The organism is Salinivibrio sp. PR919, from assembly GCF_001995355.1.
Classification (GTDB): domain Bacteria; phylum Pseudomonadota; class Gammaproteobacteria; order Enterobacterales; family Vibrionaceae; genus Salinivibrio; species Salinivibrio proteolyticus.
On record NZ_MUFL01000023.1, the window covers coordinates 17,484 to 34,658 of the forward strand.

Genomic DNA, 17,175 nt, shown 5'->3' on the forward strand with positions numbered 1-17,175 from the left:
CTTGAGGGAAAAACCTATGGCGCTCACTAAAGCCGATTTGGCTGAGAACCTGTTTGAAAATATCGGGATTAGCAAACGGGACGCCAAGGAGACAGTCGAAGCGTTTTTCGAAGAAGTTCGTAAAGCACTCGAAAGTGGCGAGCAGGTGAAATTATCGGGTTTTGGTAATTTTGACTTGCGAGACAAGAATGAACGTCCCGGTCGAAACCCTAAAACAGGGGAAGATATTCCAATCACTGCGCGACGCGTTGTGACGTTTCGACCTGGCCAAAAACTAAAAGCACGGGTTGAGAACGCCAAGGTAGAGAAATAAACGAGCGTTACTCGTGCCAGTGGTCACGATGCCACGGATAAAAAGCCGCGGACCGAAAGGTTGGCGGCTTTTTAATTTGTCTATACATGATCACACTGTGAAGGGAAAACGCTGGGTTTATCGGTTAAGTCGCTGTAACGTTTTGTTGTCTAGTTGTAATAAAAGGAAGCATTATGCTGACAGCACGCCCTGGTGCCTTTATTGATGCGGCATTGACCGCACCTCACGCCTTTACCCCAGACTCATGGCGAGTTGGCTCGCTGACCTTCAATCACAGTGCGCCCGGTATTATCTCAATCCAACCCGATGTGACCAACGTTTCCCGTTGTGTGGTGCTATCGTCGGGGATCCATGGAGACGAAACTGCACCGATTGAACTGATTGATCAGCTGCTCTCGGATATGCTCGCAGGGCAATTTACCCCAGACGTACCACTGTTACTGATCATTGGCCATGCTGAGGCGATTAAAGCACACACTCGTTTTATTGAAGATAACCTTAACCGTTTATTCGGAGGCTGGAATGAGGAAAAAAACGAAGAGCACTACCTTGCCAACCAGCTGCAAAAAGCGGTGAGCGATTTTTTCGCGGCTCAACCGGATAACATGACCCGTTGGCATCTTGATTTACACAGTGCCATTCGCGAGTCCTACCATTATATGTTTGGTGTGATCCCAACCACGCCGACCGAGAAAGACGTGCGCCCATTGGCCGCATTACTCAATGACGCCAAAATGGATGCCACTGTCCTGTCTCAATCACCCTCACCAACCTTTAGCTGGTATAGCGCCAATCACCATAATGCGCTGGCTGCAACCTTAGAAATGGGCCGTGTGGCGCCGTTGTTTGAAAATGATATGCGAGAGTACGAGCCACTTGATCGCACATTACGGGGCTTGTTAAAAGCCGCTACGTTGCCGACTGAATTAGCGCCGATGCGCTTTTATCGTGTGACCCGAACCTTGACCAAGCACACGGAGCAATTTGCACTCACGTTTCCTTCCACCGCCAAAAACTTCACACCGTTTGAAAAGGGCGCATTATTGGCGACCGACAAGGGGCAAGAGATTTATGCTGAACACGACGGTGAGGTGGTGATCTTCCCAAACGCGAATGTCCAAGTGGGTCATCGCGCCGGGTTACTGGCCACACCATTTGAAGCCGATGCGAGTCAGCCTCTCTATGTGTACGTACCCAAAAAAGCCACCGCGTAGCGCTTTTCAAGCCTCACGCCAGTCTGTAAAGTGCGTCACAGAATCAAAATAATGGATGACGCATGCGAGTGTCCGAACTTACTGCACGCCAACAAGCCAGATGGCGGCGTGCTTTATTAGCATTTAGTGGTGTGTTACTGGTCGTCGGCGTTTTTGCTCTGAGCGTTGGGGAGATCTGGATCGCTCCGTTTGGCAATCACTCAGTATTAGAGTCGCAGCTGCTGGTACAACTGCGTTTGCCGCGAGTGATGGCGGCCATACTCATTGGCGCGTCGCTTGCCATTGCAGGGGCGAGTTTACAGGTGTTACTCGGTAACCCGCTTGCCGAGCCCGGCGTGTTGGGGATCTCAGGCGGCGCCAGCGTCGCGGTCGTGTTGTTGCTTTTTTTCGCGCCAGCATGGGCATCTGGTGGCATGATGGCGGTTGCAGCTATGCTTGGTGCTAGCCTCTTTACACTGATATTGGTGTTGCTTGCTCGGCGTGCCTTAGCGACGTCACGCATCTTGTTAGTGGGCGTAGCCTTGAGCATCCTTGCTGGGGCGGTGGTGACCTTAGCCTTTTATTTCAGCTCCGATTTTAACCTTCGCCAATTGATGTATTGGCTGATGGGTTCGTTGTCCGGTATGCGCTTAAGCCATATCGCGTGGTTGGCGCTGACTGCACCGTGTATCGCGATATTGTGTCATTTTGGCCAGCAATTGGATCAACTCATGCTTGGTGATGTACAAGCGCAACAATTGGGGCTAGATACTCATCGATTGCGTTGGCAATTGATTGTGCTGATCAGCATCTTGGTCGGGTTATCGGTAGCTGCAGCTGGCGTGATTGGCTTTATTGGCCTTGTGGTGCCCCACTACTTGCGTTTGTGGTTTGGCAGTCGGAATCGCTACTTGTTGCCTTTGTCGGCGTTAGCTGGGGCGATTTTACTGGTCAGTGCCGATACGCTGGGTCGATTACTGCTTGATGCGGCAGAGCTCCCCGTCGGGGTGGTGACCAGCGTGATTGGTGCGCCTTTATTCATTTGGATGCTGGTCAAGGCGGTGTAATGTTAACAGCACATCAATTAAGTCTATCGCCGCGTCTATTGCCTCTGTCTATCCGCTTTCAGCCAGGGCAAGTTACGCATTTGATTGGCCCTAACGGCAGTGGCAAAAGCACCTTATTGCATTTGCTGTCAGGGCTTGGTACGCCTGAACATGGCCAGGTGAGCATCCAGGATACCGCTATCGCCGGCCTACGCCGCCAAGATCTCGCGCATCTTCGTGGTTACTTAATCCAACAGCAAAAGCCTGCTTTCGTAATGGCGGTGTATGAATACCTCAATCTGGTCATCGACAGTCTACAGCTTGGCCAAGCGTCTACACGTGATGCGGTGGTAAGACGTGTATGCCAATCGCTGTCGATTGATGACAAGCTTCATCGTCGTGTTGACAGTTTGTCAGGAGGCGAATGGCAACGGGTTAGGCTGGCCGGGGTATTATTGCAAGTTGACAGGCAATTAAACCCACAAGCTTCTGTGTTATTGCTTGATGAGCCAGCGACGGGGCTGGATGTTGCTCAGCAAGAAGCGATTTACGCAGAAATTACTCACGCCGCTAAGCAGGGACTGTGCGTCGTCATGGCAAACCATGACCTAAACCGCAGCCTAACGCATGCAGATAACGTGGTTTTGCTCAACCAAGGCCGGATGGTGGCGAGTGGTGCACCCCGTGATGTACTCTCGGACACCCGCTTGTCCGACGTATTTGCGACCCCTTTAGTGCAGGTCAGTACCGCATATGGCCCGGTGATTGTGCGAGTTGGCGAGCAAGCCGATCTTAATCCGCCTCGATGACGTTCAGCTTGGCCCTGATAAATTCCGCGTGATCTACATAAAGCAGCTCGGCGGTTTTACGGATCACCGCTTCTTCGAGCGGGTCGATATTTTCATCGGCATACGCCACTGACCACATGGCTTCAATCAGTTCAATCCGTGCTTGTGGGTCTAAATCACGCAGCTTATCCGTGTATTCGTATAGCGACGTTGCTTGTTTACTGTGAGCTTGTGCCTCGGCCAACAGTGTATCTGCTTGCGATGGCTCGAGGTTCAGTAATTGGCAAATGCGATCGCGCTTAGTCACAAACTCCCGCTCATCAATGTCGTGGTCGGCCATCGCCACCTCACTCAGTAAGCCTGCCATCGCTTGATGCAGCGATAGCCCAGCGTCACTGTGTTGCGTCGCATCAGCGGCGAGGGCGGATTCAAGTTTTTTAAAAAGCTGTTTTAGCATGGCTGTTCTCCCAAACTGCGGAGTTTATTGGCCGTCTTTACACATTGAATACGTAGTGAACGGGCAATACGTTTACTTTAGCAACACCGTATTGGCGGTTTGTGCGTCGATGGCGCGGCTTTGTTTCTTTTTACTTTGTGATAGGATGCGTCTCCAATCAACCTTATTTATCGGCYGTGACACTGATAAACGCCTTAAAAGATTAAGCAGTAAGCAGGAATCGCCTTGAGTTCACGTCATCACAACACGTCAGAGACACTGTTTGCAGCGTTAAACGATTGTATGCTGCAAGACCGTTTTCGTTTTAAAAAGCGCATCCATGGCGCACAAAAAATCAAAAAAGACGACGCCAAACAGGCGGTGTACGATCAAATTGCCGCTGAAATGGCGCAGAGTATGCAGCGCCTGCTCGCCCGTCGTGCCAATACACCTGCTGTTCGCTATCCGGAAGCATTGCCAGTCAGTCAGAAGAAAGATGACATTGCCGAAGCAATCGCGAATAACCAAGTAGTGATCATTGCGGGGGAAACGGGCTCAGGCAAAACCACTCAGTTGCCCAAAATTTGTATGGAGCTTGGGCTAGGCGTCGCCGGTACCATAGGTCACACTCAGCCACGTCGCTTGGCTGCACGCTCGGTCGCCTCACGGATTGCTGAAGAGCTTGACGTCGAGTTAGGCAGTAGCGTCGGCTATAAAGTACGTTTTAATGACAAAGTCTCAGAGGCGACGCAAGTCAAACTGATGACGGACGGGATCTTGCTAGCCGAAATCCAGCACGATCGGTATCTGAATCAGTACGACTGCATCATTATCGATGAAGCGCACGAGCGCAGCCTAAACATCGATTTTATTCTCGGCTATTTGCGCGAGTTATTGCCCAAGCGCCCTGATCTCAAAGTTATCATTACCTCGGCAACTATCGATCCTGAGCGCTTTTCTAAGCACTTTAATAACGCGCCTATGATAGAGGTGTCTGGCCGTACTTACCCGGTGGAAGTGCGCTACCGCCCATTGGTGGAAGAGGACGATAGCGATCGTGACCAGCTGGAAGCGATCAGCGATGCGGTCGATGAGCTGTGCCTTGAAGGGCCGGGTGATATACTGATCTTTATGAACGGTGAGCGTGAAATTCGCGACACCGCCGATCATCTTCAGCGTCGTCAACTGCGCGATACCGAGATTTTACCCTTGTACGCAAGGCTTTCTGCTGGCGAGCAAAATCGTGTATTCCAACCTCACTCTGGGCGTCGGATTGTGCTGGCCACCAACGTCGCCGAGACCTCGCTAACCGTGCCGGGCATTAAGTATGTGATTGATCCCGGCACGGCACGGATTTCTCGCTATAGCTACCGGACTAAGGTGCAGCGACTGCCGATTGAGCCGATTTCACAGGCCAGTGCTAATCAGCGTAAAGGGCGCTGTGGCCGTGTGTCGGAAGGCATTTGTGTGCGTTTGTATAGCGAAGAGGACTTTTTAGGCCGTCCTGAATTTACCGATCCAGAAATTCTGCGGACAAATCTGGCCTCAGTGATCCTGCAAATGACGGCAATAGGGCTCGGTGATATTCAAGCCTTCCCGTTCGTTCAGCCGCCTGACAGCCGTCATATCAAAGATGGTGTCCGTTTGCTCGAAGAGCTGGGGGCGATCAAGCGGGGCCAAGCCACCGATAAACGTAAGCTGACCGCGATTGGTAAAACCTTGGCCAAACTGCCGATTGACCCGCGTTTGGCACGCATGGTGATTGAGGCGCCTAAGCATGGTGCCTTAAATGAGGTGATGGTGATTGCCGCGGCCTTGGCAATCCAAGACCCGCGTGAGCGTCCAGCGGATAAGCAGCAACAAGCGGATGAAAAGCACCGTCGTTTTGCCGATAAAGAATCGGACTTTTTGGCCTATGTAAACCTTTGGGATTACGTTAAAGAGCAGCAAAAAGCGCTGTCGAATAACCAGTTCCGTAAACAGTGCAAAAAAGACTATCTCAATTACCTGCGCGTGCGAGAGTGGCAAGACGTTCACTATCAGATCAGCCAAGTGATGAAAGAGCAGAATGCGCAATTCAACCAAGAACCTGCCAGTTATCAGGCCATTCACATGGCACTGCTCGCTGGGCTATTAAGTCACATCGGCCTGAAAGACCAAGAAAAGAACGAATACCAAGGCGCACGGAATGCACGGTTCCATATTTTCCCGGGTTCTGGGCTTTTCAAAAAGCAGCCTAAATGGGTGATGGTTGCCGAACTGGTTGAAACCTCGAAACTCTGGGGGCGAATTGTTGCGCGTATCCAACCCGAATGGGTAGAGCCACTGGCGCAGCATTTGATTAAGCGCAGCTACAGTGAACCACATTGGTCACGCAAGCAAGCCGCTGTAATGGCTAGCGAGAAGGTCACGCTATACGGGATCCCAATTGTCGCCAGCCGTAAAGTCAATTATGGCGCCATCGACCCGGTGCTTAGCCGTGAGCTGTTTATTCGTTCGGCATTGGTTGAAGGGGATTGGCAAACCAAACATGCCTTTTTCCGCCAAAACCAAAAGCTGTTGGCGGAAGTGGAGGAGCTTGAGCTGAAATCTCGCCGGCGCGATATTTTGGCAGACGACGATACCTTGTTCGACTTTTACGATCAGCGCCTCGATCATAGTGTGGTCAGCGGGCGTCACTTTGATACCTGGTGGAAAAAGGCACGTGAAGACAATCCCGACCTGCTCAACTTCGAAAAAGCCATGCTACTGCAAGGCGACGCCAGTCATGTCACCGAACTGGATTACCCTAATTTTTGGTATCAGGGCAACCTAAAACTCAAGCTGAGCTACCAATTTGAACCCGGCCAAGACCATGATGGGGTGACGGTGCATATCCCACTGCCGATCCTTAATCAGGTGTCAGAAGAAGGATTTGACTGGCACGTCCCCGGGCTACGTCACGAGCTGATTGTCGCGCTGATTAAATCGCTACCCAAGCCGTTACGACGTAACTTTGTACCTGCGCCAAATTATGCGGATGCGGTCTTACAACGCGTGACGCCCATGGAAGTGCCTTTGCTCGATAGCATGGAAAAAGCCTTAAAGCAGATGTCCGGTGTCACCATTGAGCGCGACAGCTGGAATTTGGCGCAACTGCCAGAGCATCTGCGCATTCAGTTCCGCGTTGTGGATGATAAAAATCGCACCTTGGCTGAAAGCGAAGATCTTCATGCACTGAAACTGTCACTGAAAGATGAGGTGCAAGCGACGTTATCGGACGTGGCAGATGATGACATTGAGCAGCAAGGACTCACCCAATGGACATTTGGGGAACTGCCGAAACGCTACCAGCAAAAGCGCAGCGGGTTTGAAGTTAAAGCGTATCCTGCTTTAGTTGATGAAAAAGACAGTGTCGCGATCCGCCTTTTCGAAACGGAAGATCAACAACATAAAGCCATGCAAGCGGGGCAGCGTCGATTGGTCTTGCTCAATGTGCCATCGCCGATAAAATACCTGCACACCCATTTGCCCAACAAGTCGAAACTCGGTCTGTATTTTAACCCTTATGGCCGTGTTTTGGATTTGATTGATGACTGTATCGCCTGTGGTGTGGATAAGCTCATTGAGCAACACGGCGGGTTAACCTGGGAAGCGCAAGCATTTGAAGCCCTTAAAGAGACGGTGCGTGCGGAGCTAGGCGATACCGTGGTAGATATTGCTCAACAGATCGAACAGATTTTAACCCATGCCTTTAGCATCAATAAAAAGCTGAAAGGCAAAGTGGATCTTTCGATGGCGTTTGCGATGTCGGATATCAAAGCTCAGCTAGAAGGGCTGATTTACAAGGGCTTTGCTACCGAATCAGGCTGGCAGCGGCTGCCCGATATTTTACGCTATATGAAAGCGATAGAGCGTCGGTTAGAGAAGCTGCCGATTGATCCAGCGCGAGATCGCAGTCATATGCTCAAGATTGAATCTGTGATGAATGACTACAAGGCGTTGCTGAATAAGTTACCGAAAGGCAAAACTCTCCCTGATGAGGTAAAAGCCATACGCTGGATGATTGAAGAGCTTCGAGTGAGTTACTTCGCGCAGCAACTGGGTACGCCTTATCCGATTTCAGACAAGCGGATTAAAAACGCCATTGCGGCGATTTAAACGCGGCAAGGTCGTGCCGCCGTGTGACGTCAGTGAATGGATAAATCGTGAACGATAATTAATTTATATAAATATCAATAGTTAATAGAAACCGTGTCAAATGGCACGGTTTTTGTTTTTGCCAATACGGACAACAAACGGCTCGGTCGTTCGTGTTGCAGTGGCAAAGTAAGGAGCAGAAAAATGAAACAAGCAGGTGTGGCCCCTTGGTATCGGGTAGTTTTTTATGTGTTAGCGCTCAGCATGCCAACCACAGTATGGGCCAGTTTTAAAGATGAGGTCAGTGGTTTATATCAGTCTCTCAACCTCGCTGGTGAGGTGTCGTATCAGGCCTTTTCTGATGCGTATCGCCATTTTAAGCATAACCAAAGTAGCAAGCCGGTGATGACGCTGATTGATTATGGCAAACCGTCGTCAGAAAAGCGGTTTTGGGTGATTAATGTGAAAAAACGCCAAGTGCTATTTCGCTCTTATGTCTCTCATGGCAAGAATAGTGGCGCCCTTTACGCAAAGCGTTTCTCGAATCAGATTAATTCCTTGCAAACATCATTAGGGGTTTATCGTGCGGCTGAAACCTATCATGGTAAACATGGCTACTCACTGCGTTTAGATGGGCTTTCGAAGGGCTTAAACGATAATGCGCGCGCAAGAGCGATTGTGATCCACGGTGCTGATTATGCTCACCCTAAGGTGATTAAACAAAGCGGCCAATTAGGCAGAAGCTGGGGCTGCCCGGCGTTACCTAGCTACCTATCCGCGCGCGTGATTGATGCTATCAAAAATGGCACCTTTATCTATGCGTTTGCCAGCCAAGCTTAATGGTTCTTGATTGCGCAGCAGACGAGGTTTCACGAGTCATTTCACGGTGGGCGATGTAACACCTGCACATTGTTCACCGTGAACGCAAATTCTCTACCAACAAAAAATAAAGGCATGTTGAGACGCCTTTTATCGCGCTAGCGTATGCTCCTTAACCACTAAGGAGGAATGCATGGCACGCCTAAATCCTGTTACTTTATGCTTACTCTCCGCGTTTACCCTGTTTCCTAGCAGTGATGGGGATGCAGCACCGTCCGCGCCAGCGTTGATGCATGGTGTTGACGGGCAGATTGCCGAACATGACTATCGTGGCTATTGGGCCAGTGAAAAACTGGATGGGATCCGCGCCTATTGGACGGGCACGCAATTCTTAACTCGACAAGGAAACCCCATTCACGCACCGGATGCATTGATTCGAACGCTGCCAACGACGCCTTTAGATGGTGAGTTATGGGCCGGAAGAGGCGAGTTTCAAACCGTGTTGCGTACCGTGTTGGACGATAAACCAGACCCTGACGCGTGGCAGAAAGTTCGTTTTTATGCGTTTGATTTACCGGATCAACCTGGCCCGTTTTCTGCTCGCTATGCAGCACTGAAAAAGATAGTCGCCAACAGCGCATCGCCATTCTTAGCCTTGGTAAAGCAAAAGCCAGTGACTGACAATGACACGCTCCAAGCCCAGCTTATTGCCATCAATGAATCGGGGGGTGAAGGTTTGATGCTGCATCATCCCGATAGCCTGTACTTAGGACACCGCGTAGAGAGTTTGGTTAAGCTAAAAACCTACCAAGAGAAAGATGCCACCGTTATTGGTATGACGCCCGGAAAAGGTCGGTTACAAGGCTTGATGGGGTCCTTAGTGGTACGTCTTGCCGATGGTACTGAGTTTCGTGTGGGATCAGGCTTTAGCGATGCACAGCGGGCTGAACCACCTGAAATCGGCAGTACTATTTTGGTTAGGCACAATGGTGTGACGGAAAAGGGCATCCCACGCTTTGCGCGTTTTATTCGCGAGAAACCCATGCTTTAAAAAGAACCCGCCTAACGGTTGGCGGGTTTGCAGGTCGGTTTAGTGCTCATGCGTGGCGGGTGACGTGTCCTGACTTGCTCGATGACGAAGCTGGTGATCTAGGCACTGACAGTCTGCACTGTATTTTTTCTTACTGGTTTTTCCGATTCCCGGGTTAAAACTATTGGTTGGGTCGAGCTGATGGTAGAAATGGGCTAAATCGGGCTCGGCGGCATAGAGATGCCCGACATTGTGCTCGGCAGGGTATTTCGCGCCACGCTCGTTGAGCTGGGCGAGCATTTTTTCCTTAATCGCATGAACATCGGCACCTTTTTTCACAATGTAGTCTTGGTGAAAGACGTGACAGAAAAAGTGTCCGTAATAGAGCTTGGTGACCAACTGTGACTCAATGGTATCAGGCAGTTGCTCGACCCAATGTTTTTCATTGCGCTTCAATGCAATATCAAGCGCGAGAATATCTTCCACATCATTGCTGTGCATGGTGTGATAGCGAATCGCTGCGCCGGCAGCAGCAAAGCGGTGAAGCATGGCTTTTTTGGCTTCCTCTTCGGTACAGACAAAAAAGTCGCTGTCATCATGGTCGGCAAAAAACTGCGTCAAGAATTGCGAGCTTTCCTCAATACCTTCGTCTGATGCTTTAAAAATCAAATGATGCTCAAAGCGGTCACGGAACGCGAGCATACGAGAAGGCAAATGCTGCGGAAAAAGCTGGCTAACGTACTGCATGACTTTATCCGGCAGTGAATTGGGCAGCAAGGGCACTTTATCCAGCCACGCGGTAATTTGGGCTTTTAAGGCAAACATTTTAGGAATGCTGTCCGTCCCTAGTCGGCCAATGGCTAAAAACACGTCTTTGCCATATCGTTCAGCAATATTAAAGGCCTCGCGATGCATGTATTCTGCCACTTCGGGAAGATGTGACAGTTCGCTGAGCACACGACGACGTAACTGGTACAAAACATCAGGATTGTTGGTGCCGATATAGAACACCTTTTCACGCTCTGGAATGGGATAGGTATCTAGTCTGACCGCAAACACTGCCAGTTTTCCTGCACAGCCACTCACTTCATGAAGACGGTGTTTATCGGCGTTATACCGTGCAGGGCTATCTGCGTCGACATCACGGAGGATTTGCTCGTAATCATGCGCGGAGGCTTTGCGCGTATCCGTGGTAATGTCTTCAGGACGATAATCGCCGCGTTCGACACGGGCGAGAATGGTTTCCGGATCGTCGCCAAGCGCAATCCCTAAATGATTGACCAAGACTAGCTCACCGGCTTCGTTTAACTGCGCAAAGAGCGAATATTCTGTATAGGCAGGGCCACGTTTAACCAACGCGCCACCAGAATTATTGGCCACACCACCGACAATCGATGCGCCAATACACGACGAGCCAATCACAGAGTGCGGGGCTCGGTTAAGAGGCCGTAAGGTTTGCTCTAAGTGATGAAGTGTGGTCCCCGGAAAGCTGATCACTTGCTTGCCCTGATCAAGCAGCTGTAAGCCGTCTAATCGTGTGGTATTGATTATCACCACATCGCGGTCATAGTCATCGCCCTTCGGCGTCGATCCTTCGGTTAAGCCCGTATTCGCGGCTTGCATAATGATCACCACGTCGGCGTCAACACAGGCTTGCAAGACACGCCATTGCATTACTAATGAAGTTGGGAAAATAACCGCCAGCGCACTGCCTCCTCCTGAGCKAAACCCAGTGCGATAGTGCTGGGTATGACTTGCATCCGTCAGTAGGTTCTTGTGACCGACAATATCCGTCAGCGTTTGTATAAATGCTTGTTGTTGTGATGAGGACAAACGTGATGGGGTGTTCATAAGCGTTCCTTTCCTTCCATATATTCAAAAAGGCTGAGGGTCAGCCTGGCTGGCCCGCTTGAGTTAGGTCAATCAGGCCGAGTTCTGCGCTCGGCCTATCATGGTCAGATTACGCCGCCATCAGGATGTCAGCAACTTGAATCACATGTATCGCGATGATGCCAATTACCCCAGCGGCAATCAGGTAGTAAATCGTAGGTAACACAGTTTTACGTAAGGTCGCGCCTTCGCGCCCCAATAAGCCCACAGTGGCGGAGGCGGCTACGACGTTGTGAATGGCAATCATATTACCTGCTGCCGCACCGACGGCCTGAAGTGCCAGCACGGTGACGGTTGATGCCCCCAGTGTTTGTGCGACTTCAAATTGAAACTGACTAAACATCATATTCGAGACGGTATTTGAGCCGGCAATAAAGGCCCCTAATGCACCAATGGTGGCGCTGAGAGYAGGGAAACCATCACCAACCAGCTGCGCAGCAAAACGCGCGGTCATCACTGGCATACTGACCAAATCGGCGGTATTCACACCTGAGTTGATAAATATACGCACCATAGGAATGGTAAACACCAACACAAAGCCTGCGCCGATGAGTGTTTTACTGGACTCGTTCGCCGCTTTGAATAGAGGCTGGAGGCGTTTGCTGTGAAGTAAAGTGGCAACTAAGGCGACGAATGCGAGGATTCCACCAGGGAGGTACAAAGGTTGAATCGCCGCGTTAATGCCGGTTTCTCCCAATAGGGCGTTAAAACTTAGGCTCACATCCGTTAGCAGTGATTTTACTGTTGGACTGACGCGGCTGATCACCAAACACAGTGCCAAGAGTAAATAAGGCGCCCAAGCCATGGCCATGTTCATGGGCTTTTCTTGAACCTTAAGATCCATTTTAAGCGAGCCTAACCATTGACTTGGCCACGTAGAGGCATCATCAAAGTCCCAGTGCTTTTTGGGAACAAGAAAGTTTTTCCGTGCCGCAGTGGTGACTAGGACAATACCCACTAATCCACCAAGTAGAGAGGGGAATTCAGGACCGAGTAACCACCCGGTCAAGGCATAAGGAATGGTAAAGGCTAACCCCGCAAAAATGGCGAATGGCGCCACGGCCAACCCTTCGCGCCAGCTTTTGTTTTTGCCGAAAAAGCGGGTCAACATCATGGCCATCAAAAGTGGCATTAGGGTGCCAATCATGGCATGGATGAGTGCGACTTGGGWGGTGATAGCTTGTAAATAGCTGGCCCAGTCACTGCCGTTAGTCAGTAATGTTTGCCCAATAGTGTGGCTATCAAGCCCTTTATTGACGCCGACAATGATAGGGGTTCCCACTGCTCCGAAAGAGACGGGGGTGGATTGGATCATCATACCAATCACAACGGCGGCCAGCGCAGGAAAGCCGATCGCAACCAACAAAGGGGCAGCGATTGCCGCGGGGGTCCCAAATCCTGACGCGCCTTCAATGAAAGAGCCAAAACACCAAGCGATAATAATGGCTTGAATACGCCGGTCATCTGAAATATTGGTGAAACCATTACGGATCACGGTAATCGCACCGGTGTGTTTCAATGTATTGAGCAGCAAAATCGCGCCAAAGACAATCCAGAGGACAGCGGCTGTAATGATTAGTCCTTGTAAAATCGAGGCTGAGACGCGAGTAAGGCTCATTTGCCACTGGAATAGTGCGATTAACACTGTCATGATAAATGCCACTGGCATCGCCTTTTTGGCGGGCCAATTTAATCCCACCAGCAAAATGGCAGCAACCACGATGGGTGAAAACGCAACAAGGGCGTAGAGGGTATCAGTCATAGTCTGTCCTTTTAGACGTCTCTTCCGTTAGTTCACGTAAAAGCAAGGCACGCCATCGTATTTTTATGCTGTCGCATCTGTTATTTTTTTGCTGACATCGTGATGACGTGATGTTAACTGGGTGTGACATTACTCGTTTACATTTTCTTGATATATGGAAATAATGAAAATGATTACTTCCATAATTGACATAATATGCCGAAAACAGACGATCTCGTACTTTTTGCTCAAGTCGCTGAATATGGTTCCTTCAGCAAAGTTGCCGAAATAAATTCCCTTACAAATTCAGTCGTTAGTAAACGGATTAAGAAGCTGGAGGAGAGTCTAGGCGTTCAGTTGTTGTATCGAACAACCCGAAAGCTGACACTGACGGATGCGGGGCGGACACTCTATCAAGGCGCAAAAACTGTGAAGCAAGCCGCTGATGAAGCCTTTGATGCAGTCTCGGGCTTTGGTGAGGCGATCAGTGGCCATATCAAAATCTCGGTACCAACGATTTCTGGTGAGTTACTGTTAGCGGAGGCAGTCGCGGAATTTTGTAGCCAATACCCGGGGCTTACCATTGATATGTCGTTAGAAAACCGCTTTGTTGATTTGATTGATGAAGGGTTTGATTTGGTAATCCGTACCGGTTATCTCGAGGACTCCAGTTTGATTGCCCGGCATATTCTTGACTCTCAATGGGTGGTTTGTGCCGCACCGGGCTACATTGCACGTCATGGTCGTCCGCAGCAACCTCATGATCTGAAAGCCCATAACTGTTTGCAATATGCCTATCAAACCACAGGGGCAAGTGATTGGGAATTTAAAGGTGAGGGCAAAAACCAAATGATTAAAGTGTCGGGGAATATATCGACGGATAACCCCATTGCATTGAGGAAAGGCGCGCTTGGGGGACACGGTATTGCGTATGTCCCGCGTTGTTTGGTTTATCAGGATATTACTCGGGGCGACTTGATTGATTTATTTCCCGATCAGGTGGGCAAGCGATTGGGGATTTATGCCGTGTACCCGTTTACCCGTCAGCCACCAAAGAAGATCCGCTTACTCATTGAGCACATTCGGCAAAAGTATTTAGATATTCGCCATTGTTTCTAGCAAGATGATGCATAAACAGATACCGAGTTTATTTGGCTGCAATGGCAACGTTCGGTGACAACCAAAAAGCGCCATGCTGGATGGCGATGACGCTTGTATTCTATGTACAGTCAGATTTAACTATTTCAGCATCTTCGCCATTTCACGGCCTTTGCCGATCACATCATCAACGGCGGCGACCACGGTTTTAGGAAAGCCGAGCATATTGTATTCGAGCTGCTGATTAAGCCACTCGAGCTTGGAGTCGGTAGTGACAAACTCCTGCCATGATTCGTCGACTTTCCCCGCCAGTCGTAAGATACCGGCCAGTGGCGAGAATTGTTCTTGATGGACGGGCGTAAATTGATAGCGAATTGCATCGCAAAGCCGATCAGGAAAATTCCACCTACGTGCTAACTCACCGCCTAACTCTGCACTGGTGACACCTAAAATGAGTTCCTGCGCTTCTTGCTTGGGTTTACCCGCTTCTATATGTAGGTTAATCCTATCAAGCTGTTCATAAGCGGTTGTCATGATCAGCAATTCGCCCAAGTTATGAAGCATCCCCGCAGTAAACGCCTCATTCGGATCCATTTTTAATGAGCCCGCGAGCGCTTTGCTGATGGTCGCTACTTCAAAGGTGTGCTGCCAAAATGCGTCGATATCCAATTCGCTATCGACGTCAAACGCACTCATTAATGCACTTGAAACGACGAGGGTGCGTACGGGGCCAAGCCCAAGCCGAATGACAGCCTCATTGACAGAACCAATGTTCCGGGCTCGTCCAAAATAGGCGGAATTTGATAAGCGGAGTACTCGGGCTGAAATCACTTGATCGTATGAAATTTTGTCCGCAATTTGATTGAGATCGGCACTATCACTGTTTACCAAATCAATCAGTTCTTGCACGATTTTGGGGATTTTCGGTAATTTATCGATACGCTCAACTAAGCTACTGGATTGCATAATAACTTCCCTATAAAAACGCCCTCATCTAACTATAGATCAGGGCGAAACGTGGGTGCGGATAAAATGCAAAAAAAGCTAAGCCGTACAGTATGCCYGCTTACGGGCATTAAAACGTTCAACCAAATCTTGAATCGCCTCTTCACAATAAGGGCGCAACCCGCTGGCGACCATCGTTTTACACCCGTGACCGACGCGCTTATCGCCGACCATAAAATCAAACGAGAGATCGACCTTGCCCCGTTTGCCGCTGACACTCATGGTCGAGCTAGAAAGGGCAACTTCTGCCGAGCTTATTTGTAAATCATCAAACGACAGACTCATGCTCTCATACATCACCAGCGGACGATCGGTATTGATCATCATCTGTTGCTCACGCATCAATGGCACCATGATATGGGGAAAGTTTTTACCTGAAAACTGTACATAGTGCTGAGCAATTTCGTTAGCAAGCGCAGGGTCGTGTCGCACAGCACCGCGGCGGGTCAGGGTAAGATAGAGCTTTTGGTTTTCATCGACCACAGTGACTTCATGCTCGGTTTCGACAATCTTTAATGGCGTGTTCGCACTGATCATGCCATTAAAATGAATCTGAATATGCTCACTGATCCCAATCTTTGCAAGCAAAATAGAGAGCAGAAGATCGCCGGGTACACAAAAGCGTGATGCCTCAGTATCGTGGATAGGGTTAAAGTCACCGGCAACACGTTTAGCAAAGTCACTGGCTTGCTGGCGAGTAAAAAGCAGTTTTCCGTCCTGCTCACTATAATAACGTTCAAGTTGCATAATTGTTAACAAAAGCGATAAACAAGTGAGTATTGTAACCCAAGCGGACCGATTGATTGGTCTAGCCAGTCGTTGCATTAGCGGTTCGTGATCGCGGTCGAGCATTTTTTCCCAAGGAAACCATTTCGCGACCAAGGWCTAAAGCCACCATGCTTCAAAGGTTTCAATTTGGGTGTTATAAATGAAGGTGTTAGATAAAAATTCAAGGATGGGCTATGACATTTCCCTACCGACACATTGTTGTGCTTACCGGCGCGGGCATTTCTGCAGAGTCGGGTATTCGTACCTTTCGTGACCAAGATGGCCTGTGGGAAGAGCACCATATTGAAGATGTCGYGACGCCAGAAGGCTTTGCGCGTAATCCGCGATTGGTTCAGCAGTTTTATAATGATCGCCGTCGCCAGCTGCAATCCGGTGTGTTACCCAATGCAGCGCACGACGCGTTAGCCCGTCTTGAAAAAGAGAGTGATGCCACCGTGCTGGTGGTCACGCAGAATATTGACGATCTTCATGAGCGTGCTGGCACTCAGCGCATCATTCACATGCATGGCGAACTCCTCAAAGCACGCTGTAGCCACTCGCAACAGACTATTGATTGGGTAGGGGATATTACTGAGGCTGATCACTGTCATTGCTGTCAAATGCCAGCCCCCCTTCGTCCTCATGTGGTTTGGTTTGGCGAGATGCCACTGGGGATGGGACAAATCCATGATGCACTCACCCAAGCTGATTTATTCGTCTCTATTGGGACGTCTGGTGCAGTCTATCCCGCGGCGGGATTTGTACATGAAGCGGCGATGCATGGGGCTCACACCATTGAAATCAACTTGGAGCCCAGTGCGGTTGAAAGTGAGTTCAGTGAACGCCGTTACGGCAAAGCCAGCACGCTCGTACCGGCGCTGGTGGATGAAATCCTCGCCCTTGAACAGTAAAAAGGGGCCCTCAGGCCC

Annotated in this window: 14 protein-coding genes; 9 read left to right on the forward strand and 5 right to left on the reverse strand. The window is 49.9% G+C overall.

The features are described from left to right. Nucleotides 1-16 precede the first annotated feature (16 nt). From ihfA to btuD, 4 genes are all read left to right on the forward strand, one after another. Complete coding sequence (gene ihfA, locus BZG83_RS06370; protein ID WP_069587653.1) at nucleotides 17-313, forward strand: integration host factor subunit alpha; 297 nt, start codon at nucleotides 17-19, stop codon at nucleotides 311-313. A gap of 173 nt (nucleotides 314-486) precedes the next feature. Next, complete coding sequence (locus tag BZG83_RS06375) at nucleotides 487-1,527, forward strand: succinylglutamate desuccinylase (RefSeq protein ID WP_077479811.1); 1,041 nt, start codon at nucleotides 487-489, stop codon at nucleotides 1,525-1,527. 62 nt (nucleotides 1,528-1,589) lie between these two features. After that, entirely contained in the window at nucleotides 1,590-2,573 is a 984-nt protein-coding gene (gene btuC / locus BZG83_RS06380; protein WP_077479812.1) for a vitamin B12 ABC transporter permease BtuC, read from the forward strand. Further along, a complete protein-coding gene (gene btuD / locus BZG83_RS06385) occupies nucleotides 2,573-3,361 on the forward strand; it encodes a vitamin B12 ABC transporter ATP-binding protein BtuD (protein ID WP_077479813.1) in 789 nt (262 codons plus the stop codon). The genes btuC and btuD overlap by 1 nt, the downstream gene beginning before the upstream one ends. Here the strand turns inward: btuD and BZG83_RS06390 are convergent. Further along, nucleotides 3,345-3,797 (reverse strand): tellurite resistance TerB family protein, encoded by a 453-nt coding sequence (locus tag BZG83_RS06390; RefSeq protein WP_077479814.1) that lies wholly within the window; start codon nucleotides 3,795-3,797, stop codon nucleotides 3,345-3,347. The genes btuD and BZG83_RS06390 overlap by 17 nt on opposite strands. Nucleotides 3,798-4,022: 225 nt before the next feature. Between BZG83_RS06390 and hrpA the strand changes: the two genes are divergently transcribed. The 3 genes from hrpA to BZG83_RS06405 all read left to right on the forward strand — a co-directional run bounded on the left by hrpA (nucleotide 4,023) and on the right by BZG83_RS06405 (nucleotide 9,765). Next, the gene (gene hrpA, locus BZG83_RS06395; RefSeq protein ID WP_077479815.1) at nucleotides 4,023-7,916 is read left to right on the forward strand and encodes an ATP-dependent RNA helicase HrpA; all 3,894 of its coding nucleotides are present in this window, start codon (nucleotides 4,023-4,025) and stop codon (nucleotides 7,914-7,916) included. A 183-nt stretch (nucleotides 7,917-8,099) separates the two neighbouring features. Next, nucleotides 8,100-8,735, forward strand: coding sequence for a murein L,D-transpeptidase catalytic domain family protein (locus BZG83_RS06400; RefSeq protein WP_077456138.1), 636 nt, complete (start codon nucleotides 8,100-8,102; stop codon nucleotides 8,733-8,735). Nucleotides 8,736-8,907: 172 nt separating this feature from the next. Next, the gene (locus BZG83_RS06405; protein WP_077479816.1) at nucleotides 8,908-9,765 is read left to right on the forward strand and encodes a DNA ligase; all 858 of its coding nucleotides are present in this window, start codon (nucleotides 8,908-8,910) and stop codon (nucleotides 9,763-9,765) included. A gap of 39 nt (nucleotides 9,766-9,804) precedes the next feature. On the opposite strand, the gene dld is transcribed toward BZG83_RS06405, so the two are convergent. Beyond that, the gene (gene dld, locus BZG83_RS06410; RefSeq protein ID WP_077479817.1) at nucleotides 9,805-11,595 is read right to left on the reverse strand and encodes a D-lactate dehydrogenase; all 1,791 of its coding nucleotides are present in this window, start codon (nucleotides 11,593-11,595) and stop codon (nucleotides 9,805-9,807) included. Nucleotides 11,596-11,704: 109 nt separating this feature from the next. After that, nucleotides 11,705-13,396, reverse strand: coding sequence for an L-lactate permease (locus BZG83_RS06415; RefSeq protein ID WP_077479818.1), 1,692 nt, complete (start codon nucleotides 13,394-13,396; stop codon nucleotides 11,705-11,707). A gap of 195 nt (nucleotides 13,397-13,591) precedes the next feature. Here BZG83_RS06415 and BZG83_RS06420 point away from each other — a divergent pair, with 195 nt between their 5' ends. Beyond that, nucleotides 13,592-14,494, forward strand: a complete 903-nt coding sequence (locus BZG83_RS06420; protein ID WP_077479819.1) for a LysR family transcriptional regulator — start codon at nucleotides 13,592-13,594, stop codon at nucleotides 14,492-14,494. A gap of 120 nt (nucleotides 14,495-14,614) precedes the next feature. On the opposite strand, the gene BZG83_RS06425 is transcribed toward BZG83_RS06420, so the two are convergent. Both BZG83_RS06425 and BZG83_RS06430 read right to left on the reverse strand, forming a co-directional pair. Further along, the gene (locus BZG83_RS06425) at nucleotides 14,615-15,439 is read right to left on the reverse strand and encodes an HDOD domain-containing protein (RefSeq protein WP_077456142.1); all 825 of its coding nucleotides are present in this window, start codon (nucleotides 15,437-15,439) and stop codon (nucleotides 14,615-14,617) included. 78 nt (nucleotides 15,440-15,517) lie between these two features. Further along, nucleotides 15,518-16,225 (reverse strand): DUF3581 family protein, encoded by a 708-nt coding sequence (locus tag BZG83_RS06430; protein WP_077479820.1) that lies wholly within the window; start codon nucleotides 16,223-16,225, stop codon nucleotides 15,518-15,520. Nucleotides 16,226-16,440: 215 nt separating this feature from the next. On the opposite strand from BZG83_RS06430, the gene cobB reads away from it, so the two are divergent. Then, nucleotides 16,441-17,157, forward strand: coding sequence for a Sir2 family NAD+-dependent deacetylase (gene cobB, locus BZG83_RS06435; protein ID WP_077479821.1), 717 nt, complete (start codon nucleotides 16,441-16,443; stop codon nucleotides 17,155-17,157). The last annotated feature ends 18 nt before the right edge of the window (nucleotides 17,158-17,175 follow it).

Coding starts and splice junctions, on each gene's coding strand:
- BZG83_RS06390 (WP_077479814.1), bottom strand. CDS start 3,797: ATGCTAAAACAGCTTTTTAAAAAACTTGAATCCGCCCTCGCCGCTGAT.
- BZG83_RS06375 (WP_077479811.1), top strand. CDS start 487: ATGCTGACAGCACGCCCTGGTGCCTTTATTGATGCGGCATTGACCGCA.
- btuD (WP_077479813.1), top strand. CDS start 2,573: ATGTTAACAGCACATCAATTAAGTCTATCGCCGCGTCTATTGCCTCTG.
- ihfA (WP_069587653.1), top strand. CDS start 17: ATGGCGCTCACTAAAGCCGATTTGGCTGAGAACCTGTTTGAAAATATC.
- BZG83_RS06400 (WP_077456138.1), top strand. CDS start 8,100: ATGAAACAAGCAGGTGTGGCCCCTTGGTATCGGGTAGTTTTTTATGTG.
- BZG83_RS06425 (WP_077456142.1), bottom strand. CDS start 15,439: ATGCAATCCAGTAGCTTAGTTGAGCGTATCGATAAATTACCGAAAATC.
- BZG83_RS06405 (WP_077479816.1), top strand. CDS start 8,908: ATGGCACGCCTAAATCCTGTTACTTTATGCTTACTCTCCGCGTTTACC.
- BZG83_RS06420 (WP_077479819.1), top strand. CDS start 13,592: ATGCCGAAAACAGACGATCTCGTACTTTTTGCTCAAGTCGCTGAATAT.
- btuC (WP_077479812.1), top strand. CDS start 1,590: ATGCGAGTGTCCGAACTTACTGCACGCCAACAAGCCAGATGGCGGCGT.